The organism is Acidovorax facilis (assembly GCF_050626955.1).
In the GTDB taxonomy this organism is placed as follows: domain Bacteria; phylum Pseudomonadota; class Gammaproteobacteria; order Burkholderiales; family Burkholderiaceae_C; genus Acidovorax; species Acidovorax facilis.
Map to the genome: position 1 here is coordinate 3700055 of NZ_CP192460.1, position 23187 is coordinate 3723241.

The 23187-nt window shown below is 65.4% G+C and carries 16 protein-coding genes and 1 riboswitch; of the genes, 3 read left to right on the plus strand and 13 right to left on the minus strand.

What is annotated here, in order from left to right:
- Nucleotides 1-2: 2 nt before the first annotated feature.
- Both gspD and ACQ4MJ_RS16950 read left to right on the plus strand, forming a co-directional pair.
- Nucleotides 3-2615 carry a type II secretion system secretin GspD gene (gspD, locus tag ACQ4MJ_RS16945; protein ID WP_431151894.1) on the plus strand — a complete coding sequence of 871 codons (2613 nt, stop codon included), beginning with the start codon at nucleotides 3-5 and terminating at the stop codon, nucleotides 2613-2615.
- Between the two features lie 13 nt (nucleotides 2616-2628).
- Complete coding sequence (locus ACQ4MJ_RS16950) at nucleotides 2629-4017, plus strand: GspE/PulE family protein (protein WP_121422318.1); 1389 nt, start codon at nucleotides 2629-2631, stop codon at nucleotides 4015-4017.
- A 248-nt stretch (nucleotides 4018-4265) separates the two neighbouring features.
- Here ACQ4MJ_RS16950 and ACQ4MJ_RS16955 read toward each other — a convergent pair whose 3' ends face one another.
- The 4 genes from ACQ4MJ_RS16955 to lpxC all read right to left on the minus strand — a co-directional run bounded on the left by ACQ4MJ_RS16955 (nucleotide 4266) and on the right by lpxC (nucleotide 9400).
- Nucleotides 4266-5921, minus strand: a complete 1656-nt coding sequence (locus tag ACQ4MJ_RS16955; protein WP_431151893.1) for a methyl-accepting chemotaxis protein — start codon at nucleotides 5919-5921, stop codon at nucleotides 4266-4268.
- 197 nt (nucleotides 5922-6118) lie between these two features.
- Nucleotides 6119-8011, minus strand: coding sequence for a phosphomethylpyrimidine synthase ThiC (gene thiC, locus ACQ4MJ_RS16960; protein WP_431151892.1), 1893 nt, complete (start codon nucleotides 8009-8011; stop codon nucleotides 6119-6121).
- 115 nt (nucleotides 8012-8126) lie between these two features.
- Nucleotides 8127-8250, minus strand: a riboswitch (TPP riboswitch).
- 42 nt (nucleotides 8251-8292) lie between these two features.
- Nucleotides 8293-8469 (minus strand): hypothetical protein, encoded by a 177-nt coding sequence (locus ACQ4MJ_RS16965; RefSeq protein ID WP_176888338.1) that lies wholly within the window; start codon nucleotides 8467-8469, stop codon nucleotides 8293-8295.
- Between the two features lie 7 nt (nucleotides 8470-8476).
- Nucleotides 8477-9400: a UDP-3-O-acyl-N-acetylglucosamine deacetylase gene (lpxC, locus tag ACQ4MJ_RS16970; protein WP_121422316.1), complete on the minus strand. Its 924-nt coding sequence runs from the start codon at nucleotides 9398-9400 to the stop codon at nucleotides 8477-8479.
- A 215-nt stretch (nucleotides 9401-9615) separates the two neighbouring features.
- Here lpxC and ACQ4MJ_RS16975 point away from each other — a divergent pair, with 215 nt between their 5' ends.
- Complete coding sequence (locus ACQ4MJ_RS16975) at nucleotides 9616-11403, plus strand: methyl-accepting chemotaxis protein (RefSeq protein WP_431151891.1); 1788 nt, start codon at nucleotides 9616-9618, stop codon at nucleotides 11401-11403.
- A gap of 122 nt (nucleotides 11404-11525) precedes the next feature.
- Here ACQ4MJ_RS16975 and ftsZ read toward each other — a convergent pair whose 3' ends face one another.
- From ftsZ to mraY, 9 genes are all read right to left on the minus strand, one after another.
- On the minus strand, nucleotides 11526-12767 hold the full coding sequence (ftsZ, locus tag ACQ4MJ_RS16980) for a cell division protein FtsZ (RefSeq protein ID WP_431151890.1): 1242 nt from the start codon (nucleotides 12765-12767) through the stop codon (nucleotides 11526-11528).
- Nucleotides 12768-13002: 235 nt separating this feature from the next.
- Nucleotides 13003-14232, minus strand: a complete 1230-nt coding sequence (ftsA, locus tag ACQ4MJ_RS16985) for a cell division protein FtsA (protein WP_008903721.1) — start codon at nucleotides 14230-14232, stop codon at nucleotides 13003-13005.
- Between the two features lie 107 nt (nucleotides 14233-14339).
- Nucleotides 14340-15155: a cell division protein FtsQ/DivIB gene (locus ACQ4MJ_RS16990; protein WP_431151889.1), complete on the minus strand. Its 816-nt coding sequence runs from the start codon at nucleotides 15153-15155 to the stop codon at nucleotides 14340-14342.
- On the minus strand, nucleotides 15155-16144 hold the full coding sequence (locus ACQ4MJ_RS16995; RefSeq protein ID WP_055399558.1) for a D-alanine--D-alanine ligase: 990 nt from the start codon (nucleotides 16142-16144) through the stop codon (nucleotides 15155-15157). The genes ACQ4MJ_RS16990 and ACQ4MJ_RS16995 overlap by 1 nt, the downstream gene beginning before the upstream one ends.
- On the minus strand, nucleotides 16141-17574 hold the full coding sequence (murC, locus tag ACQ4MJ_RS17000; RefSeq protein WP_431151888.1) for a UDP-N-acetylmuramate--L-alanine ligase: 1434 nt from the start codon (nucleotides 17572-17574) through the stop codon (nucleotides 16141-16143). The genes ACQ4MJ_RS16995 and murC overlap by 4 nt, the downstream gene beginning before the upstream one ends.
- Nucleotides 17571-18635 (minus strand): undecaprenyldiphospho-muramoylpentapeptide beta-N-acetylglucosaminyltransferase, encoded by a 1065-nt coding sequence (murG, locus tag ACQ4MJ_RS17005; RefSeq protein ID WP_431151887.1) that lies wholly within the window; start codon nucleotides 18633-18635, stop codon nucleotides 17571-17573. Before murG ends, murC begins: the two co-directional genes overlap by 4 nt.
- Entirely contained in the window at nucleotides 18632-19906 is a 1275-nt protein-coding gene (ftsW, locus tag ACQ4MJ_RS17010) for a putative lipid II flippase FtsW (RefSeq protein ID WP_055399564.1), read from the minus strand. Before ftsW ends, murG begins: the two co-directional genes overlap by 4 nt.
- Complete coding sequence (gene murD, locus ACQ4MJ_RS17015; RefSeq protein ID WP_431153054.1) at nucleotides 19903-21669, minus strand: UDP-N-acetylmuramoyl-L-alanine--D-glutamate ligase; 1767 nt, start codon at nucleotides 21667-21669, stop codon at nucleotides 19903-19905. Before murD ends, ftsW begins: the two co-directional genes overlap by 4 nt.
- A 290-nt stretch (nucleotides 21670-21959) precedes the next feature.
- Nucleotides 21960-23138 carry a phospho-N-acetylmuramoyl-pentapeptide-transferase gene (gene mraY / locus ACQ4MJ_RS17020; RefSeq protein ID WP_121507542.1) on the minus strand — a complete coding sequence of 393 codons (1179 nt, stop codon included), beginning with the start codon at nucleotides 23136-23138 and terminating at the stop codon, nucleotides 21960-21962.
- Between the last annotated feature and the right edge of the window lie 49 nt (nucleotides 23139-23187).

Here is a 23187-nt window from a genome sequence, read left to right on the forward strand (position 1 = left end):
CTATGAACTCCTTGTTGTCACCACGCCTGGGTTTTGCTCTTAAAGCAATAGCAGCTATCGCAATACTGGCGTGCGCTAGCGGGCAAATTATCGCCCAAACCGCCATTGATACCGGCACCGGCAGCGTGCGCGCCGGCGAGCCCGTCACCCTGAACTTCGCCAACGCCGAGATCGAAGCCGTGGCCCGCACCATGGCCACCATCACGGGCCGCAACGTGGTGGTCGACCCGCGCGTGAAGGGCCAGCTCAACCTGGTCACCGAACGCGCCGTGTCGCCCGCCGCCGCCTTCCAGCAGTTCCTGGCCGCGCTGCGGCTGCAGGGCTTTACGGTGGTGGAGGCTGCAGGCCTGTACAAGGTGGTGCCCGAGGCCGACGCCAAACTGCAAGGCGGCAGCGTGAGCGTGGTGCAGGGCAGCTCTGGCAGCGCGCCCGGTGGCGGTCAGATCGTCACCCAGATCTTCAAGCTCAACTTTGAAAACGCCGCCAATCTGGTGCCCGTGCTGCGCCCGCTGATCAGCCCCAACAACACCATCAACGTGAACCCCGGCAACAACTCGCTGGTGATCACCGATTACGCTGACAACCTGCAGCGCCTGGCGCGCATCGTGGCGGCCATGGATGTCTCCAACGCCAGCGATGTGGAAGTGATCCCGCTGCGCAACGCCGTCGCCACTGACCTCGCGCCGCTGGTGGCGCGCCTGATCGACGGGGGCAGCGGTGCCGCGCCGGTCGCCGCACAGGGGCAGGCGGACACCTCGTTCAAGACCACGCTGATTGCCGAGCCGCGCAGCAACGCGCTGATCCTGCGCGCCGCCAACCCGGCCCGTGTGGCCCAGGTGCGCGCGCTGGTGGCACAGCTGGACCAGGCGCCTGCGCCCGGCAGCAGTGCGTCCACCGGCAACATCCATGTGGTGTACCTGAAGAACGCCGACGCCACCAAGCTGGCCACCACGCTGCGTGCCGCCATGGCAGCCATGGGCGGCACCGGCAACACGGGCGGTGGCAGCGCGGGCGCAAGCGCCGCACCGGCCGCGCCCAGTGGCGGCCTCGGCGGTGGAGGCACCAGCGGCAACATGCTGTCCACAGGCAGCGGTCTATCAGGTGGCAGCAGTGGGGGACTGGGCTCGGGAAGCAGTGGCATGGGCACCAGCAGCACCAACAACAACCAGCCGTCCACGGGCGGCCAGATCCAGGCCGACCCCACCACCAACTCGCTCATCATCACGGCGCCCGAGCCCCTGTACCGCCAGTTGCGTGCAGTGATCGACAAGCTCGACGGACGCCGCGCACAGGTGCTGGTGGAAAGCCTGATCGTGGAAGTTGCCGCCAACAAGGTGGCGCAGTTCGGCATCCAGTGGCAGGGCATTCTGGGCAAACAAGGCGATGGCACGGTGGGCGTGATCGGCACCAACTCCGGTGCAGCAGGTGCCAACATCCTGGGGATCACGGCAGCGCTGGCTTCGGGCAGCACCAGCAGCATCGCCACTGCCGCGAGCGGCCTGGGCGGGGGCCTGAACCTGGCTCTGGCGCCACGCATCAACGGCCAGTATTACCTGGGCGCGCTTGCCAACTTCCTGCAGAACAGCGGCGATGCCAACGTGCTGTCCACCCCCAACCTGATGACGCTGGACAACGAGGAGGCACGCATCCTCATCGGCGACAACGTGCCCTTCGTCACGGGCTCGTATGCGAACACCGGCAACAGCGGCACCGTGAATCCGTTCAACACCGTCGAGCGCAAGGACGTGGGCCTGATGCTCAAGGTGCGCCCGCAGATCAGCGAGAACGGCACGGTGAAAATGGCGATCTACCAGGAGATCTCCAAGATCGACCGCTCCACCCTGTCCAATGCCACCGGCCCCACCACCAGCAAACGTGCGGTCGAATCCAACGTAGTGGTGGACGACGGCAGCATCATCGTCATCGGCGGCCTGCTGGAGGACACCTACTCGCAGGGCGAGGACAAAGTACCCCTGATGGGTGACCTGCCCGTGGTGGGCAACCTGTTCAAAAGCGAGAACCGCTCGCGCCGCAAGACCAACCTGATGATCTTCCTGCGCCCCATCGTGGTGCGCGACAACGCCACCAGCGACGCACTGGTCGTGGACCGCTACGAAGCGATCCGCGCGCTGCAGCAGGCCACGCAGCCCGCCCCCAGCACTGTCATGAATTCGGTCTCTGGCGCCCCCATCCTTCCCGCGCTGCCCGAGCGGGCGCCTTCGGTCGCCAGCCCCATGCCTGTGCAGCCCGCCGCGCCGGTGCCCGTTCCCATGCAGCAGCTCACCCCTGTAGCGCCCCCTCTACCCACACCGGGTACTGCTCCCCAAAGCAGCGCGCCTGTGGAGCAGTCCAGCCCCACAGCCCAGGCGCAGGTCCCCGCGCCGCTGTACTACGTGAACGTGGGTGTGTTTGGCAAGGATGCGGAATCGCGCAGCGCCATGACCAAGCTGCGCAGCACGGCACTGCCCCTGTCCATCCAGGCGGTAGACACCAACCGGGGCACACTCACCCGCGTGCGTGTGGGCCCCTACAACACCGAAGACGCTGCCAATGCCGCTGCCGCCACCGTGCGCAGTCTGGCACTCAACGCTACGGTCTCGCCCAAGGCGCTCTGACGGACCCACGCCCATGCGCCACCCCCTGCCCTACGCCTTTGCCCGCACCGCCCAGCTGCTGCTGGAGGACGACGGCCACCAGCTGGTGCTGTGGCATGGCCCCCACCCCGACGCCGGTGCGCTGTCCGAAGTGCTGCGCAAACACCCGGTGCAGCAGTTGCTGCCGCTGGACGCCCCGGCCCTGGCCCAGCGCATCAGCGCCGTGTATTCGCACAGCGAATCAAGCGCCGCCACCGTGGTGAGCGAGGTCGAGAGCGACGCGGACCTCTCGCGCATGATGCAGGAGCTGCCCGCCGTGGAAGACCTGCTGGAATCGGCTGGCGACGCACCCATCATCCGCATGCTCAACGCCCTGCTCACGCAGGCCGCGCGCGACGGCGCGAGCGACATCCACATCGAGCCCTACGAGCGCCATTCCAGCGTGCGTTTTCGCGTGGACGGCACCCTGCGCGAGGTGGTGCAACCCAACCGCGCACTGCACGCCGCGCTGATCTCGCGCCTGAAGATCATGGCCGACCTGGACATCTCTGAGAAACGCCTGCCGCAGGACGGCCGCATCAGCCTGCGCCTGGGCACCCGCGCCATCGACGTACGCGTTTCCACCCTGCCCAGCGCCCATGGCGAACGCGCGGTGCTGCGCCTCTTGGACAAGAGCGAAAGCAAGCTGAGCCTGGAAGCCGTGGGCATGCAGGGTGAGACGCTGCGCCGCTTCGAGGGGCTGATCAGCCAGCCGCACGGCATCATCCTGGTGACAGGGCCCACCGGCTCGGGCAAGACGACCACGCTGTATGCGGCGCTGGGTCGGCTCGATGCCACGCGCAACAACATCATGACGGTGGAAGATCCCATCGAGTACGAGCTGCCCGGGGTAGGGCAAACGCAGGTCAACAGCAAGATCGAGCTGACCTTTGCCAAGGCCCTGCGCGCCATCCTGCGCCAAGACCCGGACATCATCATGATCGGCGAAATCCGCGACTTCGAAACCGCACAGATCGCCATCCAGGCCTCACTCACGGGCCACCTGGTGCTGGCCACGCTGCACACCAACGACGCAGCCAGCGCCGTCACGCGGCTGACCGACATGGGGGTGGAGCCGTTCCTGTTGTCGTCGTCCCTGCTCGGCGTGCTGGCCCAGCGGCTGGTGCGCAAATACTGCAGCCACTGCCACGGCAGCGGGTGCGAGCACTGCGGCCAGACGGGCTACACGGGCCGCACCGGTGTGTTCGAGTTGCTGGTGACCACCGACGCGATCCGCGCGCAAATCCACAACCAGGCGTCCGAAGCCGACATCCGCACCGCCGCGCTGGCCGACGGCATGGCGCTGATGCGCGAGGATGGGGAACGGCTGATTGCAGCAGGCATCACCAGCCGCGAGGAAGTGCTGCGGGTGACGCGGGACTAGCCAGCCGCAGAGGCCAGTTTGATATTATTTTGATAGCAACTAGCGCTTAATAGATAAGCGCTAGGGATCCTCTGCACGAATCGAGCGGCAAGTGTGCGCTGCGGATCGTGATGGGCTGCAAGGCGCAAAACGCAGCAATAGCCGTAGCTATTGCGAGGTTTTGCAACGCCGCAGACCTCCCGAGACCGCAGATGCACACGGCGCGGTGATTCGTGCAGAGGGTCCCTAGCGGTCAAAAATGCTCAAAATTAACGTATGCGCAGCGCAGGCCTGCGCTGCGCCTGGGCCACGGCTGGCGCAGCGGGCGCCGCTGCCGCGCTGAAGACCGAGGGTGCAGGAGCCCCGCCGTCCTGCAGCTTGAACTGGCTGACCGCACTGCTCAGGTGCAGCGCCTGTTCGCGCAGCGATTCAGAGGCAGCGGTGGACTCTTCCACCAGCGCGGCGTTCTGCTGCGTCATCTGGTCGAGTTGGCTCACGGACTGGCTGATCTGGCCGATGTTGTCACTTTGCTCGGCCGACGAAGCGGTGATCTCCGCAATGATGTCGGACACGCGCCGCACGCTGCTCACAATCTCGGTCATGGTCTGCCCGGCCTGGCTGACTAGGCGCGATCCATCTTCGACGCGTTCCACCGACGAACCGATCAGACCCTTGATCTCCTTGGCCGCCTCGGCGCTGCGCTGCGCGAGGTTGCGCACCTCGCTGGCCACCACGGCAAAGCCCCGGCCCTGTTCACCGGCGCGCGCGGCTTCCACGGCCGCGTTGAGCGCGAGGATGTTGGTCTGGAAGGCAATGGAGTCGATGACACCGGTGATGTCGGCAATCTTGCGCGAGCTGGTGGTGATCTGGTCCATGGTGGTCACCACCTGCGACACCACGGCACCACCGCGTGCGGCCACTTCGGCGGCCGACGAAGCGAAGTCGCTGGCCTGGCGGGAGGACTGGGCGCTTTGCTGCACGGTGCTGGTCAGCAGCTCCATGGACGAAGCGGTTTCCTCCAGATTGGCCGCGGTCTGCTCGGTGCGGTGGCTCAGGTCATGGTTGCCGCTGGCGATCTCGGAACTGGCGGTGGTGATGTTGCCTGCCGCGTCCTGCACCTGGCGCACCAGGCCCCGCAAGGCGTCCTGCATGCGGCCCATGGCCGACACCAGCTGGCCCACCTCGTCCTGGTTCATGGCCGCCACATCGCGAGAGAGGTCACCACTGGCAATGCGGTCGGCCAGTTCCTGCGCCTGCCCCAGCGACTTGGTGATGGAGCGCACGCTGAAGAAGGTGAGCGGAATCAGCACCGCCAACCCCAGCACCAGCCCGATGCCAATCAACGCCGACATGGTGGAAGTGCGCGATTCAACCGCCGCACGGGCCTCGTCCATCTGCGAGCGGGCCGCGCTGGCCAGGCTGGAGAACAGCTTGTCGGTGGCCTCCATGTGGACCTTCAGGCGGTCGGCGTAGGCACCGCCCCCCGCACCATCGAGCTGCGCCCCCTCGATCTTCTCGAAGATGGGGGCAATGCCGGTTTCGTACTGCTTGATCTCGTCCAGGGATTTGTCGATGGAGGCCACAAACTCTGCATCGCCCGACTGCACCTGGCGCACCTCGGCCAGGCTCTTGCGCAGGGCAGCCAGGGTCTTGGCCCAGGACTCGCGCAGGGCAGAGACCTCGACCGAGTTGTTGAAATTGATGATGATGTCTTTTTCGGTCCGGCGCAGGTCACCCAGGGTCGTGCGCAGGTCGGACATATCGGTCAGGGTTTGCACCCGCTGCGAAAACAGCTCTTGCAATGTGCCCCGGGTGCGGTCCAGGGCCACGTAGCCCATGGCGCCAATGACGATCAGAAGAATCAGCGAAAAAACGGTTCCGAAGTAAAGACGTGTGCGGATAGAGAAGCGGCCGAGAGCATTCATGGCTCTTCCTTACATTTTTTAACAGGTAACTCAGCATAGCAAATTTAGTGCCACACGCCCTTCCTCCCGGTCTTCTGAACCGGGGGTGGGCGGGACTATATGCCGGGCGGGGCTATCCACCGCACAGGGTAAGCACGGCCCCGAGGCCCTGTTTCAGGGAATCCTCGGGGCCAGTAGCTGCGCTTATTGCACTGTTCTCAAACGGGCTTCAGGGGGATGTACAACTCGCCCCCGCTCTTCTGAAACTCTGCAGCCTTGGTCTGCATGCCCTGGGCCAGGGCTTCAGCCTCGGCCACACCCTTTTGCTTTGCAAAGTCACGCACTTCCTGCGTGATCTTCATCGAGCAGAACTTGGGGCCGCACATCGAGCAGAAATGCGCCACCTTGGCCGAGTCCTTGGGCAGGGTTTCGTCGTGGTACTCCTTCGCTGTTTCCGGATCCAGGCCCAGGTTGAACTGGTCCTGCCAGCGGAAGTCGAAGCGCGCCTGGCTCAGCGCATCGTCACGCGAGCGGGCACCCGGGTGACCCTTGGCCACGTCGGCCGCGTGGGCGGCGATCTTGTAGGCGATGATGCCCTGCTTCACGTCATCACGGTCGGGCAGGCCCAGGTGTTCCTTGGGCGTCACGTAGCACAGCATGGCCGTGCCCATCCAGCCGATCATGGCCGCGCCAATCGCGCTGGCAATGTGGTCATAGCCCGGTGCGATGTCGATGGTCAACGGGCCCAGGGTGTAGAACGGCGCTTCGTGGCAGGTCTTGAGCTGCTCGGTCATGTTGGCCTGGATCATGTGCATGGGCACATGGCCGGGGCCTTCGATCATGGTCTGCACGTCGTGCTTCCAAGCCACTTGCGTGAGTTCGCCCAGCGTGTGCAGTTCGGCGAATTGCGCTTCGTCATTGGCGTCGGACGCGCAGCCGGGACGCAGGCCATCGCCCAGGCTGAACGACACGTCGTACGCCTTCATGATGTCGCAGATGTCCTCGAAGTGCTCGTACAGGAAGCTCTCGCGGTGGTGTGCCATGCACCACTTGGCCATGATGGAGCCGCCGCGCGAGACGATGCCCGTGCGCCGTTGCGCCGTGAGGTGGATGTAGGCCAGGCGCACGCCCGCGTGGATGGTGAAGTAGTCCACGCCCTGCTCGGCCTGCTCAATCAGCGTGTCGCGGAAGATTTCCCAGGTCAGGTCTTCGGCCACGCCGCCCACCTTTTCGAGCGCCTGGTAGATCGGCACCGTGCCAATCGGCACCGGCGAGTTGCGCACGATCCAGTCGCGTGTGGTGTGGATGTTCTTGCCAGTGGAAAGATCCATCACATTGTCGGCACCCCAGCGGATCGCCCACACGAGCTTTTCCACCTCTTCTTCAATGCTCGACGTGACGGCCGAGTTGCCGATGTTGGCGTTGATCTTGACCAGGAAATTGCGGCCGATTGCCATCGGCTCCACTTCGGGGTGGTTGATGTTGGCGGGGATGATGGCGCGGCCCCGGGCCACTTCGTCGCGCACGAATTCGGGGGTGATGATGCGCGGGATGCTGGCACCCATCGGGTTGCCCATCAGGCGCTGCTCGCGGCCTGCGTCAGCCATGTACTGCTCCATCCACTCGCGCTTGCCGTTTTCGCGGATGGCCACGTACTCCATCTCGGGCGTGATGATGCCTTTCTTGGCGTAGTGCATCTGCGTGACGTTGGCACCGGCCTTGGCGCGCAGGGGCTTGCGCTGCAGGGCGGCGGCCTCGGCGCGCAGCTGGGCCAGGCGCGTGGCGTCTTCGGTCTTTTGCCCATCGTCCAGCGCCACGGGCGCGCGGCCTTCGTAGTGCTCGACATCGCCACGGCCGGTGATCCAGCCCCCGCGCACGCTGGCCAGGCCCTTGCGCACGTCGATCACGGCTTCAGGGTCGGTGTAAGGGCCGGAGGTGTCGTACACGCTGACCAGCTCGCCGTTGGTCAACGCGATGTCGCGCACGGGCACACGCAGGTCGGTGTGCAGTTGGCCGGGAATATAGGCTTTGCGCGATGCGGGGAAGGGCTCGCGCGTCAGCGCCAGCAATTCAGCAAATTTCTCGCGAGCGATGGGATCGGGGGCGTTCATGGGCAGGTCTCCTGGTTCCGGTGGGCGGTGGGGTCTGCTCCGGAATGGACCTGTGCGCCCCCCAGGGGCGGCAGCGCCTGGGGCATGACGTGCCCACAGGGACTGGGGGCACGGGGACAAGGAGGTCGGCTCTTCTTCCGCCGGTATGAACCGGATCAAGTTCGTCGGGTTCGCAAGCTGGTCTGAATTTCTTCAGGCCTCTTGCATCTCAGCGCATCAGCACACCCCGGAGCAGGCGCGAGTATAGGCCAGAGAAAATACTGCGTTGCAGAGCCCGCGCATCACGCGAGTCGGCCAATGAGGATCACCGCAAAGAAAAAGACGGCGGCAATCACCGTCCACTTGAGGATGATGAGCCCCAGGCGCTTGTAGCGCGCCTGCCCCGTACCGGCATAAAACGCAAACGACACGGCAGCCGCCAGAAGCAGCAGCATGGCCAGCCAGCGAAAGATCAACATGTGCGTGCTACCAGGCGCGCGCAGGTTGCGCGAAGCCGGTGGGGGCCTGGCGCTCATCCTCGAAGGTGACCACCTCCCAGGCATCACGCTGGGCCAACAGCTCGCGCAGCAAGAGGTTATTCATGGCGTGGCCCGAGCGGAAAGCGCTGTACGCAGCCAGCAGGGGCTTGCCAATGAGGTACAGGTCGCCCATGGCATCCAGGATCTTGTGCTTCACGAACTCGTCGTCGTAGCGCAGGCCGTCGCTGTTGAGCACCTTGTAGTCGTCCATCACGATGGCGTTGTCCAGCCCGCCGCCCAGCGCCAGGCCGTTGGAGCGCATCATCTCCACATCGCGGGTAAAGCCGAAGGTGCGGGCGCGGGCAATGTCGCGGCTGTAGTTGCCTTGCCCCAGGTCAAACTCCACACGCTGGCCGGTGGAGTCCACGGCCGGGTGGTCAAAGTCGATCTCGAAACTGAGCTTGTAGCCGTGGTAAGGCGTCAAACGTGCCCATTTGGCATTGGCGCCCTCGCCCTCGCGGACCTCCACCGGCCGCAGGACGCGGATGAAGCGCTTGGGCGCGTTTTGCAGCTCGACCCCTGCGCTCTGGAGCAGGAAAACGAAAGATGCGGAAGATCCGTCGAGGATAGGCACCTCTTCGGCCGTGATGTCCACATAAAGGTTATCCAGCCCCAGCCCCGCACAGGCCGACATCAGGTGTTCCACCGTGTGCACCTTGGCATTGCCGACCGCGATGGTGGATGCCAGCCGGGTGTCCGTCACGGCCTCGGCGCGGATCGGGATGTCCACGGGCTGTGGCAGATCCACCCGCCGAAAGACAATCCCCGTGTCCGGCTGCGCGGGCCGCAGCGTCAACTCGACCCGCTGGCCGCTGTGCAGCCCGACGCCTACGGCGCGGGTCAGTGTCTTGAGGGTGCGTTGCTGGAGCATCCCGCCATTTTAGTTTCTGGCGCCCTGTCCCGCACGGGCTGAGGTCTTGCCTGCCTTGCAGACGCCATGCCCGGAGCGCTTGGGGCCCGTACGTAGAGCTACCGCCGCGTTTTCACCTACTGCGCAGGCCCCCGGGTTCGCCGCACAATTTGGGGCCAGAGGGCCTTGAAAAGATACAACATGAACACACCACAAATGCCCCCCAGGAGACTCCCATGAGCAAGCTCAGCTTCAAAATGAAAATCATGCTCATGATCGGCACTGCGCTTGTCGCGCTGCTGATCATGGCCGTCACCTCCCTCCTGCAGGAGCGACGACTCATCACCGAGTCCCGAAAAGAGCTGCTGACCACCGCCGTCCAGTCCGCCCACAGCATTGTGGCCGCTTACCAGGCCAAGGCCGCCAGCGGCGCCATGCCCCAGGAGGAGGCCCAAAAGGCCGCCAAGGACGCCCTGCGCATTGCGCGCTATGGCGGCCCCGAGGGCAAGACCGAGTATTTCTACATCTGGACCACCGAGGGCGTGGGGGTGATGCACCCCTTCAAACCCGAGTGGGATGGGCAGAACATGCTGGGCAAGGTCAAGGACGGCTCGGGGGTGGACATCATCGCCCTGCTGGTGAACGGCATGCGCAGCAGCAAGGATGGCAAGGCGTTTGTCCCCACCATGTTTGCCCGCCCCAACCAGACCACCCCGGTGCCCAAGCTCCAGTACATCGTCCGTGTAGACGGCTGGAACTGGATGGTGGGCTCGGGGCTGTATACCGATGACGTAGACATGCTGCTGCGCAAGGCCCTGCTGTCGAGCCTTGCCATGGTGGTGGTGGTGATTCTTGTGGTGGGGGCCATCGGCCTGTTCGTATCGCGCTCCGTGCTGCGCCAGATCGGGGGAGAGCCCACTGACGCCATCGCGATCATGTCGGAAGTGGCCGAAGGCAATCTCGATACACACATCCCCACGGCCCACCCAGGCTCGATGCTTGACGGGCTCGCCCACATGGTCACTTCGCTGCGCAAGCTGGTCACCGACGTGCGCGCCGCCACCGACAGCATCGCCACCGCGTCGAGCGAAATCGCGCAGGGCAACAACGACCTTGCCCACCGCACCGAAGACACCGCCAGCAACCTGCAAAGCACGGCCAGCAGCATGGAGGAACTGACCAGCACCGTCAAGCAGACCTCGGACTCCGCGCAGACGGCCAACCAGATGGCCACATCGGCCGCTGCAGTAGCGGCACGTGGGGGTGAAGTGGTGTCGCGGGTGGTGGCCACCATGCAGGACATCAACGCCAGCAGCAACAAGATCAGCGACATCATCGGCGTGATCGATGGCATCGCCTTCCAGACCAATATCCTGGCCTTGAATGCCGCCGTCGAGGCGGCCCGCGCGGGCGAGCAAGGCCGGGGCTTTGCCGTGGTGGCCAGCGAGGTGCGCAGCCTGGCCGGACGCAGTGCCGAAGCCGCCAAGGAGATCAAGGCCTTGATTGGCGCGTCGGTCGAAAAGGTGGAGTCGGGCACGCAGCTGGTGGGCAATGCGGGCGCCACCATGACCGAGATCGTGGAAAGCGTTCAGCGCGTGACCGACATCATTGGCGAAATCCGCTCGGCCACGTCCGAGCAGAGCCAGGGCATTGCCCAGGTCAACACGGCCATGAACCAGCTCGACCAGATGACGCAGCAGAACTCGGCCTTGGTGGAGCAATCCACTGCCGCCGCAGACAGTCTGCGCGAGCAGGCCATGAAGCTCACCCAGGTGGTCGCGCTGTTCCGGGTCAATGGCAGCAATGCCCCAGCACCGTCCCCGGCAAACCGGCCCGCCCCTGCGGCCACACCCCGCCCCACACCCGCTCCCGTACGCGCTGCCGCACCGCGCCCCGCACTGGCCAAGGCCGCTGCACCCCGCCCCGCGTCACCCGCCAAGGCCCCGGCAGCGGCGCTGCCGCCCAAGGCCAGCAGCCCCAAACCTGCAGCGGACAACAACAACGACGACTGGGAGTCCTTCTGACCCCAAGGACCTGAAGCAGCACAAGCACAGCGCAAGCAAACCTCGCTGCCAAAAAAGAAGCCCTGCCAGCTTGTGCTGGCAGGGCTTCTTGTCTTGCGGCCCATGGAAGAGCCTGTTGTCGATCAGTCGGCTTGCTTGCGCAGGAAAGCCGGGATCTCCAGGTCATCCATGCCACCCGAGGACAGCGCGTCCACACGGGCCGCAGCCTGGGTGCGGTTGGTGCGCCACACGCTGGGCACCGACATGCTGCCGTAGTCGGCTTGCGCGCTGCCCGTGTGGCCGCCTTGCACACCCACAGCCCCCCCGAGCGTTCCCACACCGGCCATGGGCATCTGGTAGGCCATATTGTCCGTGCCCGTGCGCAGGCCACCTTGCACCACCGAGATGGGCTGGCGGCGTGCGTTGGCACGCGACAGGCCTGTGGCCACCACGGTCACGCGGATCTCTTCGCCCAGGGTTTCGTCGTAGGCAGCGCCGAAGATCACATGAGCGTCGGTCGATGCGTAGGCATTGATGGTGTTCATGGCCTGGCGCGACTCGGACAGCTTGAGGCTGCCCTTGCTCGCGGTGACCAGCACCAGCACGCCCTTGGCTCCCGACAGGTCGATGCCTTCGAGCAGCGGGCAGGCAATGGCCTGCTCGGCAGCGATGCGGGCGCGGTCGGGGCCGCTGGCAGTGGCCGTGCCCATCATGGCCTTGCCGGGCTCGCCCATCACGGTGCGCACGTCTTCGAAGTCCACGTTCACCTGGCCGTACTCGTTGATGATTTCAGCGATACCGCCCACGGCGTTCTTGAGCACATCGTTGGCGTGTGCAAAGGCTTCGTCCTGGGTGATGTCATCGCCCAGCACATCGAGCAGCTTTTCGTTGAGCACCACGATCAGCGAATCCACATTGGCTTCCAGCTCGGCCAGGCCTTCGTCGGCGTTCTTCATGCGGCGGCCACCTTCCCAGTCGAAAGGCTTGGTCACCACACCCACGGTCAGAATACCCATCTCCTTGGCGATGCGCGCGATCACCGGGGCAGCCCCCGTGCCCGTGCCGCCGCCCATGCCGGCCGTGATGAACAGCATGTGCGCGCCCTGGATGGCGTCGCGGATGTCTTCAACTGCCGCTTCGGCTGCATCGCGCGCCTTTTCAGGCTTGCCGCCTGCCCCCAGACCACTGCCACCCAGCTGGATGACACGGTGGGCCGAACTGCGCGTGAGCGCCTGCGCGTCGGTATTGGCGCTGACAAACTCCACGCCCTGCACGCTGCGGGAAATCATGTGCTCGACGGCATTGCTGCCGCCACCGCCCACACCGATCACCTTGATCTGGGTGCCCTGGTTGAATTCTTCGGCTTCGATCATTTCGATGGTCATCTTGGAGCTCCTGTTTCTAAATTCGTAGGCAATTGCCATATGGGGAAGGGGGTACTGGTGGCTGGAGAACGAGGCGGTCCTGTACATCGCCATCGCTCTCGCGCAGTGCCGTGCGGGCTACCACGGGCTAACCACAAGGCCCCCACGCTTGCCACTGCGTGTGCTGCGCTGCCCCCCAAGGGGGCCTTCGCACCTTGGGGCGGCCCGGCGGCGCTCATTCCTGGGTATTTCATGGTCAGAAATTCCCCACGATGAAATCTTTGAAACGGCCGAACGCCGTCTTCATGGACCCGCTCTTTTGCGCCACCTTGAAGCCGCGCAAACGGGCCAGCCGGGCCTCTTCGAGAAGCCCCATGACAGTAGCAGCACGGGGCTGGGCCACCATGTCAGACAACGCGCTGGAATACTTGGGAATGCCTCGGCGCACGGGCTTGAGGAAGATGTCTTCGCCCAGCTCGATCATGCCGGGCATCACCGAGCTGCCGCCTGTGAGCACGATGCCCGACGACAGCACTTCTTCATAGCCCGACTCGCGCACCACCTGCTGCACGAGCGAGAAAATTTCTTCCACCCGCGGCTCGATCACACCGGCCAGCGCCTGCTTGCTCAGCATGCGCGGGCTGCGGTCGCCCAGGCCCGGCACCTCCACCTGCGCCTCGGGGTCGGCCAGCAGTTGTTTGGCGTAGCCGCTTTCCACCTTGATGTCTTCAGCGTCCTTGGTGGGCGTGCGCAGCGCCATGGCGATGTCGCTGGTGATGAGGTCGCCCGCAATCGGAATCACTGCAGTGTGGCGGATCGCGCCGCCGGTGAAGATGGCCACATCCGTCGTGCCCGCGCCAATGTCCACCACCACCACACCCAGCTCGCGCTCATCGTCGGTCAGCACGGCCTGGCTGCTGGCCAGCGGGTTCAGCATGAGCTGCTCGACCTCCAGGCCGCAACGGCGTACGCACTTGATGATGTTTTCGGCCGCGCTCTGCGCACCGGTCACGATGTGGATCTTGGCCTCCAGGCGGATGCCGCTCATGCCGATGGGCTCTTTCACATCCTGCCCGTCGATCACAAACTCTTGCGGCTCCACCAGCAGCAGGCGCTGGTCGCTGCTGATGTTGATGGCCTTGGCCGTCTCGACCACGCGCGCCACGTCGGCCGAGGTGACTTCCTTGTCCTTCACGGCCACCATGCCGCTGGAGTTGAGCCCCCGGATATGGCTGCCGGTGATGCCGGTGTACACACGCTGGATCTTGCAGTCGGCCATCAGCTCGGCCTCTTTCAGGGCCTGCTGGATGCTTTGCACGGTAGCGTCGATGTTCACCACCACACCGCGCTTGAGGCCATTGCTCGGGGCCACGCCCAAGCCTGCAAGCTTGAGCTCGCCATTGGGCAGGACCTCGGCCACCACGGCCATGACCTTGGCGGTGCCGATATCCAGCCCCACCACAACGTCTTTGTATTCTCTTGCCATATCAGTCTCTGCCCTTCTCTGTTCTGTCCCGCCGCCCCACGGCCCCATTCACGAACCCACCTGCGTCCCGCTCCACATACCAGCGCTGTTGCTGTTGCTGCATGCCATTACCTCCTGCGCACAGCACTTGCCGAAGCAGTCGCCGCTGCGGTATCGGTCACCACCGTGGTCACACCGCGCATGCGCAGGGCGTAGCCCCCGGCATGCCGCAGGTCGGCGGACTCCAGGGCATCCACACGCCGCCCGTACTGCGCAGCCACCTGTGTCAGGGTGCGCGTGAAGCGTTGCGTGCGCTGCACCACCTCCTGCGGTGTGCCGCCGCCCAGCTCCACCACGGCGTCGCTGTCCAGCGTGGCCCGCCAACCGCCCCGCCCCGTCAGCTCCAGCGTTTCCACCTCCAGCCCGAGCGGTTTGAACACCGGCTGCAGCAGTCCAAACATCTGCAGCACCTCGGGGGAGCTGCCCGCAGGTCCCAGCAGGCGCGGCAGGCCGTCCTGTTCCACATCACCCACGTTGGCCTCGAACACTTCGCCCTGGCTGTTGACCAGTGCAGAGCCGGTGTCCGGCCCCCAGTACGCCACGGCGTCATGCTCCTGCAGCTCTACGCGCAGGCTGCCGGGGTACACCCGCCGCACCTGGGCGCGGCGCACCCAGGGCACTTGCTCGAAGGCCTCGCGCGCGGCACGCAAATCCACCGTGAAGAAATTGCCCACCAGGTGCGGCGCGACATTGGCCCGCAAGGTCACCGCGTTGTTGTGCACCAGCTCGCCCTGCACCACGATGCGCGCAATCGCAAAGCCCGGGTAGCGCAGCACCCACCAGGCCCCCGCCGCCAGCACAAGCAGGACGCAGCCCACGAACAAGACCGATGCGGTCAGGTTCATGAGCTTGACGTCCAGCGGTGCGGGCAACGTTTGGGTCATCAGTCGGCCTTCGACCTTGTCGGTGTGTCCAAGGCGGCATCGGCCAGGATGCGCAGGCACAGCTCTTCGTAGCTGATGCCCGAAGCCCGTGCGGACATCGGCACCAGCGAATGCCCGGTCATGCCGGGGGACGTGTTCATCTCCAGCAGGAAGGGCTTGCGATCGCTGGCGCGGATCATCAAGTCGGCACGGCCCCAGCCCCGGCAGCCCAGGGTGCGGTAAGCCTCCAGCACGATGCGCTGGATCTCGCGCTCCTCAGCCTCGGGCAGGCCGCTCGGGCACTGGTACTTCACGTCATCGGTGAAATACTTGTTCTGGTAGTCGTAGGCACCGTCGGGCGCCACGATGCGGATCACTGGCAGCGCACGGGCACTGGCGCCCTGGCCCAGCACGGGGCAGGTCACTTCTTCGCCTTCGATGAACTCTTCGCACAACACATCGGGGTCGTACTGGGCAGACAGCTGCACGGCCTCCTGCATGTCCGAGTAGCCACGCACCTTGGTCACGCCGATGGAGGAGCCTTCGCGCGGCGGCTTCACGATGAGGGGCAGGCCCAGCTCATCGGGCACGGTGCGCACCACCTCGCGCTGCTGGCGGTCGGGTGCCAGCCACACATAGCGCGGTGTGGGCAGGCCCTCGGCCAGCCACACGCGCTTGGTCATGACCTTGTCCATCGCGATGGCCGAGGCCATCACGCCGGGGCCGGTGTACGGGATGCGCAGCAGCTCCAATGCGCCCTGCACCGTACCGTCCTCGCCATGGCGGCCGTGCAGCGCGATGAAACAGCGTGCATAGCCGTCGCGCTTCAGGTCGCCCAGCGCGTTCTGCGCGGGGTCGAAGGCATGGGCATCCACCCCGCGCGAACGCAGCGCCTGCAGCACCCCGCTGCCAGACATCAGCGAGACCTCGCGCTCGGCCGAGTCACCGCCCATCAGTACGGCAACCTTGCCCAGGGATTTCACATCAAAATTGGAATCAAAAACGGTCATAGCGCGCTCCCTTCAAGCGCTGAAAGCTCACTATTTTGTAGCATCTCCACCACCTTGCCAGGTACGGCGCCAATCGACCCTGCGCCCATGCACATCACCACGTCGCCGTCCTTCGCGTTGTCGGCAATGGCTTGCGGCAGGTCGGCCACGTTGTCGATGAACACCGGCTCCACGCGGCCCGCCACGCGCAGCGCACGGGCCAGCGATCGACCATCGGCGGCCACCACAGGCGCCTCCCCAGCGGCATACACCTCAGTGAGCAGCACGGCATCGGCATTGCCAATGACCTTCACAAAATCCTCGAAGCAATCGCGCGTGCGGCTGTAGCGGTGTGGCTGGAAAGCCAGCACCAAGCGGCGCCCCGGGAAGGCTCCCCGTGCGGCAGCCAAGGTGGCCGCCATCTCCACCGGGTGGTGGCCGTAGTCGTCGATCACGGTGAACCGGCCGCCGTCTTTGGCGGGCAGGTCACCATAACGCTGGAAGCGCCGGCCCACGCCCTTGAAGCCCGCCAGCGCACGCTGTACGGCTTCGTCCGGAATGTTCAGCTCCACGGCCACGGCAATGGCCGACAGCGCGTTGAGCACGTTGTGCTCGCCCGCGAGGTTGAGCACGATCTCCATGTCGGGCAGCGTGACGCCGTTGCGCCGCTGCACGGTAAAGCGCATCTGGCCCGCCTCGGCGCGCACGTTGATGGCGCGCACCTGCGCGTCTTCCGAAAAGCCGTAGCTGGTGATGGGGCAGGTCACGCTTTGCAGGATGTCGCGCACGGCGGGACTGTCCACACACAGGATGGCCGTGCCGTAGAACGGCATGCGGTGCAGGAAATCGACAAACGCGCCCTTGAGCCGGCCGAAGTCGTGGCCGTAGGTCTCCATGTGGTCGGCGTCGATGTTGGTCACCACGGCCATCACGGGCAGCAGGTTCAGGAACGACGCGTCGGACTCATCGGCCTCGACCACGATGTAGTCGCCGCTGCCCAGCTTGGCATTGGCGCCTGCGCTGTTGAGCTTGCCGCCGATCACAAAGGTCGGGTCCAGGCCCGCCTCGGCCAGCACGCTGGTCACGAGGCTGGTGGTGGTCGTCTTGCCGTGGGTGCCTGCAATGGCGATGCCCTGCTTCAGGCGCATCAGCTCGGCGAGCATCAGCGCGCGGGGCACCACGGGAATTTTTTTCTCGCGCGCTGCCAGCACCTCGGGGTTGTCGGGCGTGACGGCGGTGGAGGTGACCACCGCATCGGCACCGTCAATGTGCGCAGCCGCATGGCCCAGGCAGGTCTTGATGCCCAGCCCCTCCAAGCGGCGCAGCGTGGCGCTGTCGGCCAGGTCCGAGCCCGAGATGCGGTAGCCCAGGTTGAACAGCACCTCGGCGATGCCGCTCATGCCCGCGCCGCCCAGGCCCACAAAATGGATATGGCGAATCGCGTGTTTCATGCCAACTCCTCGCAGGCAGTCACCACTTCGCGGGTGGCGTTGATTTTTTGCATGTTTTTGGCCTTCAGCGCAATATCTACAAGCGCAGGGCGCTCCAATTTCAATAGCATCTGCGACAGCCCTTCGGGCGTCAGGTCGCGCTGCTGCACCAGCCAGCCGCCACCGGCATCCATGAGGAACCTGGCATTGGTGGTCTGGTGGTCGTCCACCGCTGACGGGAACGGCACAAACAAGGCAGCAGCGCCCACGGCAGCGATCTCGGTGACCGTGCTCGCGCCAGAGCGGCAGACGATGATGTCGGCCGCCGCAAACGCGCTGGCGGTGTCATCGATGAAGGGCGTGCACTCCGCCTCGACCCCTGCAGCCGCATAGTTGGCCCGCAGGGCGTCGATCTGCGTGGCGCCGCTCTGGTGAATCACCTGCGGGCGCTGGTCGGCAGGCATCAGGGCAATAGCCTTTGGCACGATCTCGTTGAGTGCGCGCGCCCCCAGGCTGCCACCCACCACCAGCAGGCGCAGCGGACCGACGCGCCCCGCAAACCGCTCGGCCGGGCCGGGCTGCTGCGTGAACGGCGTGCGCAGGGGGTTGCCCACCCACTGGCCTTGTTTGAACACGTTGGGGAAGGCGGTGAACACCCGGTCGGCCACTCCGGCCAGCACCTTGTTGGCCATGCCCGCCACCGAGTTCTGCTCGTGCAGCACCAGCGGCTTGCCTGCCAGCACCCCCATCATGCCGCCCGGAAAGGTGATGTATCCGCCCAGGCCCACCACCACATCGGGCTTGACGCGCCGCACCACCTGCAGGGCTTGCCAGAAGGCACGCAACAGGCGCAGCGGCAGCAGGGCCAGCGTCACGATGCCTTTGCCGCGCACGCCCGAGAAGTCAATCAGTTCGAGGGCGAAGCCGTGCGTGGGCACGATGCGCGCCTCCATGCTGCCGGGCGCGCCCAGCCAGTGCACACGCCAGCCACGCGTGCGCAGCTCTTCGGCCACCGCAAGGCCCGGAAAGATGTGGCCACCGGTGCCACCGGCCATGATCAGAGCAGTCTTCTGCGCGCTCATACGCGGCCCCCTCTCATGAGGAGCTTGTTCTCGTAGTCGACCCGCAATACCACCGCAAGCGCCACCAGGTTCATCAAAATCGCAGACCCCCCAAAGCTCATCAACGGCAGCGTGAGCCCCTTGGTGGGCAACGCGCCCAGGTTCACGCCCATGTTGATGAAGGCCTGAAAGCCGATCCAGATCGCCACGCCCTGCGCCACCAATCCAGCGAACACGCGGTCCAGGGCAATCGCCTGGCGGCCGATGTGCATGATGCGGCGCGTCATCCACAAGAACAGCACGATGAGCGTGACCACGCCCACCAGGCCAAACTCCTCGCCGATCACGGCGAGCAAAAAGTCGGTGTGCGCTTCGGGCAGCCAGTGCAGCTTTTCCACGCTGCCGCCCAGGCCCACACCAAAAATCTCGCCGCGCCCGATGGCGATGAGCGAGTGCGAGAGCTGGTAGCCCTTGCCCAGAGCGTGCTCCTCGCTGAAGGGGTCGAGGTAGGCAAACACGCGTTCGCGGCGCCAAGGCGAGCTGGCGATCATCACGCCAAAAGCCGCCACCAGCACCCCGGCGATGAGAAAGAACATGCGGGCGTTGACGCCCCCCAGAAACAGAATGCCCATGGCGATGACCGCCACCACCATGAACGCGCCCATGTCGGGTTCGGCCAGCAGCAGCACGCCCACAATGCCCACGGCAGCGCCCATGGGCAGCACGGCGCGGAAAAACCGCTCCTTCACTTCCATCTTGCGCACCATGTAGTCGGCCGCATAGATGAGCACGGCAAACTTGGCCACTTCAGAGGGCTGAAAGCCAATGGGTCCGATGGACAACCAGCGCCGCGCACCGTTGACGACCTTGCCCACGCCGGGGATCAGCACCGCGATCAGCAGCAGCAATGCGACCACGAACAACCACGGCGCCGCACGCTCCCACAGCGCCATCGGCACCTGGAAGGCCAGCAAGGCCACCACAAACCCGATCACCAGATACATCGCGTGGCGGGTCAGAAAATGGGTGGAGGCATAGTTGGCAAAACGCGGGTTGTCCGGCATGGCAATCGAGGCCGAATACACCATCACCAGCCCCCAGGCCAGCAACGCGACCACCACCCACAGCAGGGCCTGGTCGAAGCCCAGCACGCTGGCCGGTGTGCTCGACGACTGGCGGTACTCGGTGCCACCCACGCGCACCGGCAATACGTCGGCCGCCTTGCCGGGCAGGCCGCCAAACCAGCCGGTCACCCGCTGCAGCAATGTGGAGTTGCGCACATCGGCCGTCATGCCATGCCCTCCAGGGATTGCCCGGCATCGTCTGCCAGCGTGCGCACCGCGTCGCAGAAGACCTGTGCGCGATGTTCGTAGTCCTTGAACATGTCAAAGCTGGCGCAGGCGGGCGACATCAGCACGGCATCGCCCGCATGGGCCCGCTGCGTGGCCAGAGCCACCGCCTGAGGCAACGTCTCGGCATCCAGCAGTACCACACCGCAGTCCTGCAGCGCAGCGCGGATCTGTGGCGCATCGCGCCCGATGAGCACCGCAGCGCGCGCATAGCGCGACACCGGCGCTGCGAGCGGCGAGAAGTCCTGCCCCTTGCCTTCGCCACCCAGGATGACCACGATGCGGCGCTCTGCGCCCAGGCCCGTAAGGGCCGCCACCGTGGCACCCACGTTGGTGCCCTTGCTGTCGTCAAAGTACTCAATGCCGTTGATGATGGCCACGGGCTCCACACGGTGCGGCTCACCCCGGTATTCGCGCAGCCCGTACAGCAGCGGGGCCAAGGTGCAGCCTGCGGCCGAGGCCAGGGCCAGCGCAGCCAGCGCGTTCACCGCGTTGTGACGACCCCGGATGCGCAGCGCATCGGCGGGCATCAGGCGCTGGATGTGCAGGTCTTCCGCCACTTCGTTGCGGCCGCGCTTGCGGGTTTCATCCGCGTCCATCGCGCGTACCAGCCAGGGCATGCCGCTCACGACCTCAATGCCAAAGTCGCCGGGGCGCCGGGGCATGTCGGCGCCAAAGGTCAGGTGCTCACGCACCTGGGGCTTTTGCAGCTTGACCTTGACCGGAGGCGGCAGCATCTGCATCACGGCCACGTCTTCGCGGTTCAAAATCATGAGCCCCGTCTGGCCAAAGATGCGCGCCTTGGCCGCCGCGTAGGCCGCCATGTCACCGTGCCAGTCCAGGTGGTCCTGCGTGATGTTGAGCACGGTCGCCGCAGTGGGCTCAAAGTTGGTCACACCATCGAGCTGGAAGCTCGACAACTCCAGCACCCACACCTCGGGCAGCGTGCCCGCGTCGATGTGGCCCGCCAGGGTATCGAGCAGCGTAGGGCCGATGTTGCCAGCCACGGCCACGCTCTTGCCCGAACGCTCCACGAGCTGGCCCGTGAGCGATGTGACCGTGGTTTTGCCGTTGGTACCGGTGATCGCCAGCACCGCCGGTGCGTAGCCGTGGGATGCCCGCAGCGCGTTCAGCGCCATGGAATACAAACTTAGTTCGCCCCCAGCGCTTATTCCACAAGCACCAGCAGCTATCAAAACAGGAGCTATTGCCTCAGGACTCAAACCGGGAGAACGGTAGACCGCGTTCAGGCCTTGGCCTTCCACCAGGCTGGCATCAAAGGCACCGGCGACAAAACGCACCTGGGGCAGCTCCTGCTGCAGCAGGGGCAGCTGTGGCGGCGCAGCGCGGGTGTCGGCCACGGTGACCTCGGCCCCGCAGCGCACGCACCAGCGGGCCATGGCCAGGCCCGAGGCGCCCAGCCCCAGGATAAGGATGTTCTGACCTTGCAGCAGTTGGGCCATGGCTTCGCGCGGCGCGACCTGCGGCTCGGCCTCTGCGCCGGATGCACCCGGGGCGTCAACGCCTTCAACGTCGACACTGTGCTCGACGGGCGCGGCCTCGGGCGCCGATACGTCGGCAAAGATCTGCGCCACGAAATCGGCGGCAGCCTTGGCAGCCGAGATGGCGGGCACGGCTTCAGGGTCCCAGTTATGGCCCTTGGCGGGTGCGTTCCCGGCCGCAGGGGTTACGTCCGGCGCGGCCATTTCAGGCGGCACTGCGGCGACGGGTTCGCCAGCTCGGGACGACGGCTCAGCCGCAATGCCCACGCTGGGCTGCTGCGCATCGGTGTTCAGCGCCTCGGTATCGGTATCGGTATCGGTATCGGTATCGGTATCGGTATCGGTATCGACAGTTTCCGTGGGGTCCGGTGCAAAAAAGTCGTCACCGGCGGGCGCGTTCACGTCGGCGTCCGCGCCCGGCCCTGCCAACGGCCGCGCGGCATCGGGCGCCCCGGGTTCGGCGGGCGTGGGGCGGATGAGAGGCTCGTCAGCGTTCATCGCAGTTTCAAGGTGGACAGGCCGATGAGGCACAGCAGCATGGTGATGATCCAGAAGCGCACGACCACCTGCGTTTCCTTCCAGCCGCTCTTTTCAAAGTGGTGGTGCAGGGGCGCCATCTTGAGCAGGCGGCGGCCTTCTCCGTAGCGCTTCTTGGTGAACTTGAACCAGGTCACCTGCAGCATCACCGACAGTGCTTCAACCACGAAGATGCCGCCCATGATGGCCAGCACGATTTCCTGCCGCACGATGATGGCGATGGTGCCCAGCGCAGCACCCAGCGCCAGTGCGCCCACGTCGCCCATGAACACCTGGGCTGGATGCGCGTTGAACCACAGGAAGGCAAGGCCCGCCCCCGCCATGGCGGCGCAGAAGATCAACAGTTCGCCCGCTCCCGGAATGTGCGGGAAAAACAGGTACTTGGAGTACACCGAGCTGCCCGTGACATAGGCAAACACGCCCAGGGCCGAACCCACCATCACCACCGGCATGATGGCCAGGCCGTCCAGGCCGTCTGTCAGGTTCACGGCATTGCTGGAGCCGACGATGACGAGGTAGGTCAGGATCACGAAGCCCAGCACGCCCAGCGGGTAGCTGATCTCCTTGAAAAACGGCAGTTGCAAGCCTGCCTTGGGCGGCAGGTCCAGCGAGAAGCCCGACTGCACCCAGCCCACGAACAGCTCCCACACCTTGGCGTTGGAGCTTTCGGAAATGCTGAACACCAGATACAGCGCAGCAATCAAGCCGATCACCGACTGCCAGAAATACTTCTCGCGCGAGCGCATGCCTTCGGGGTCCTTGTTGACCACCTTGCGCCAGTCGTCCACCCAGCCGATGGCGCCAAAACCCAGCGTGACGATGAGCACGATCCACACAAAGCGGTTGGACAGGTCGAACCACAACAACGTGGAAATCGCAATCGACAGCAGGATCAGCACGCCACCCATCGTGGGCGTTCCGCTCTTGGACAGGTGCGTCTGCATGGCATAGCCCCGGATGGGCTGGCCGATCTTGAGCGAGGTGAGCACACGGATCACCTTGGGGCCCGCAATCAGGCCGATGAGCAGCGCCGTCATGGCGGCCATCACCGCGCGGAACGTGAGGTACTGGAACACGCGGAAAAAGCCGAACTCGGGCGACAGACCCTGCAGCCATTGCGACAACATCAGCAGCATGTGGCCTCCCCCGCTCGCACGGCCTTGGGTGCCGCCACCACACGGGTGA

Coding starts and splice junctions, on each gene's coding strand:
- gspD (WP_431151894.1), top strand. CDS start 3: ATGAACTCCTTGTTGTCACCACGCCTGGGTTTTGCTCTTAAAGCAATA.
- ACQ4MJ_RS16950 (WP_121422318.1), top strand. CDS start 2,629: ATGCGCCACCCCCTGCCCTACGCCTTTGCCCGCACCGCCCAGCTGCTG.
- ACQ4MJ_RS16955 (WP_431151893.1), bottom strand. CDS start 5,921: ATGAATGCTCTCGGCCGCTTCTCTATCCGCACACGTCTTTACTTCGGA.
- thiC (WP_431151892.1), bottom strand. CDS start 8,011: ATGAACGCCCCCGATCCCATCGCTCGCGAGAAATTTGCTGAATTGCTG.
- ACQ4MJ_RS16965 (WP_176888338.1), bottom strand. CDS start 8,469: ATGTTGATCTTTCGCTGGCTGGCCATGCTGCTGCTTCTGGCGGCTGCC.
- lpxC (WP_121422316.1), bottom strand. CDS start 9,400: ATGCTCCAGCAACGCACCCTCAAGACACTGACCCGCGCCGTAGGCGTC.
- ACQ4MJ_RS16975 (WP_431151891.1), top strand. CDS start 9,616: ATGAGCAAGCTCAGCTTCAAAATGAAAATCATGCTCATGATCGGCACT.
- ftsZ (WP_431151890.1), bottom strand. CDS start 12,767: ATGACCATCGAAATGATCGAAGCCGAAGAATTCAACCAGGGCACCCAG.
- ftsA (WP_008903721.1), bottom strand. CDS start 14,232: ATGGCAAGAGAATACAAAGACGTTGTGGTGGGGCTGGATATCGGCACC.
- ACQ4MJ_RS16990 (WP_431151889.1), bottom strand. CDS start 15,155: ATGACCCAAACGTTGCCCGCACCGCTGGACGTCAAGCTCATGAACCTG.
- ACQ4MJ_RS16995 (WP_055399558.1), bottom strand. CDS start 16,144: ATGACCGTTTTTGATTCCAATTTTGATGTGAAATCCCTGGGCAAGGTT.
- murC (WP_431151888.1), bottom strand. CDS start 17,574: ATGAAACACGCGATTCGCCATATCCATTTTGTGGGCCTGGGCGGCGCG.
- murG (WP_431151887.1), bottom strand. CDS start 18,635: ATGAGCGCGCAGAAGACTGCTCTGATCATGGCCGGTGGCACCGGTGGC.
- ftsW (WP_055399564.1), bottom strand. CDS start 19,906: ATGACGGCCGATGTGCGCAACTCCACATTGCTGCAGCGGGTGACCGGC.
- murD (WP_431153054.1), bottom strand. CDS start 21,669: ATGGCCGCGCCGGACGTAACCCCTGCGGCCGGGAACGCACCCGCCAAG.
- mraY (WP_121507542.1), bottom strand. CDS start 23,138: ATGCTGCTGATGTTGTCGCAATGGCTGCAGGGTCTGTCGCCCGAGTTC.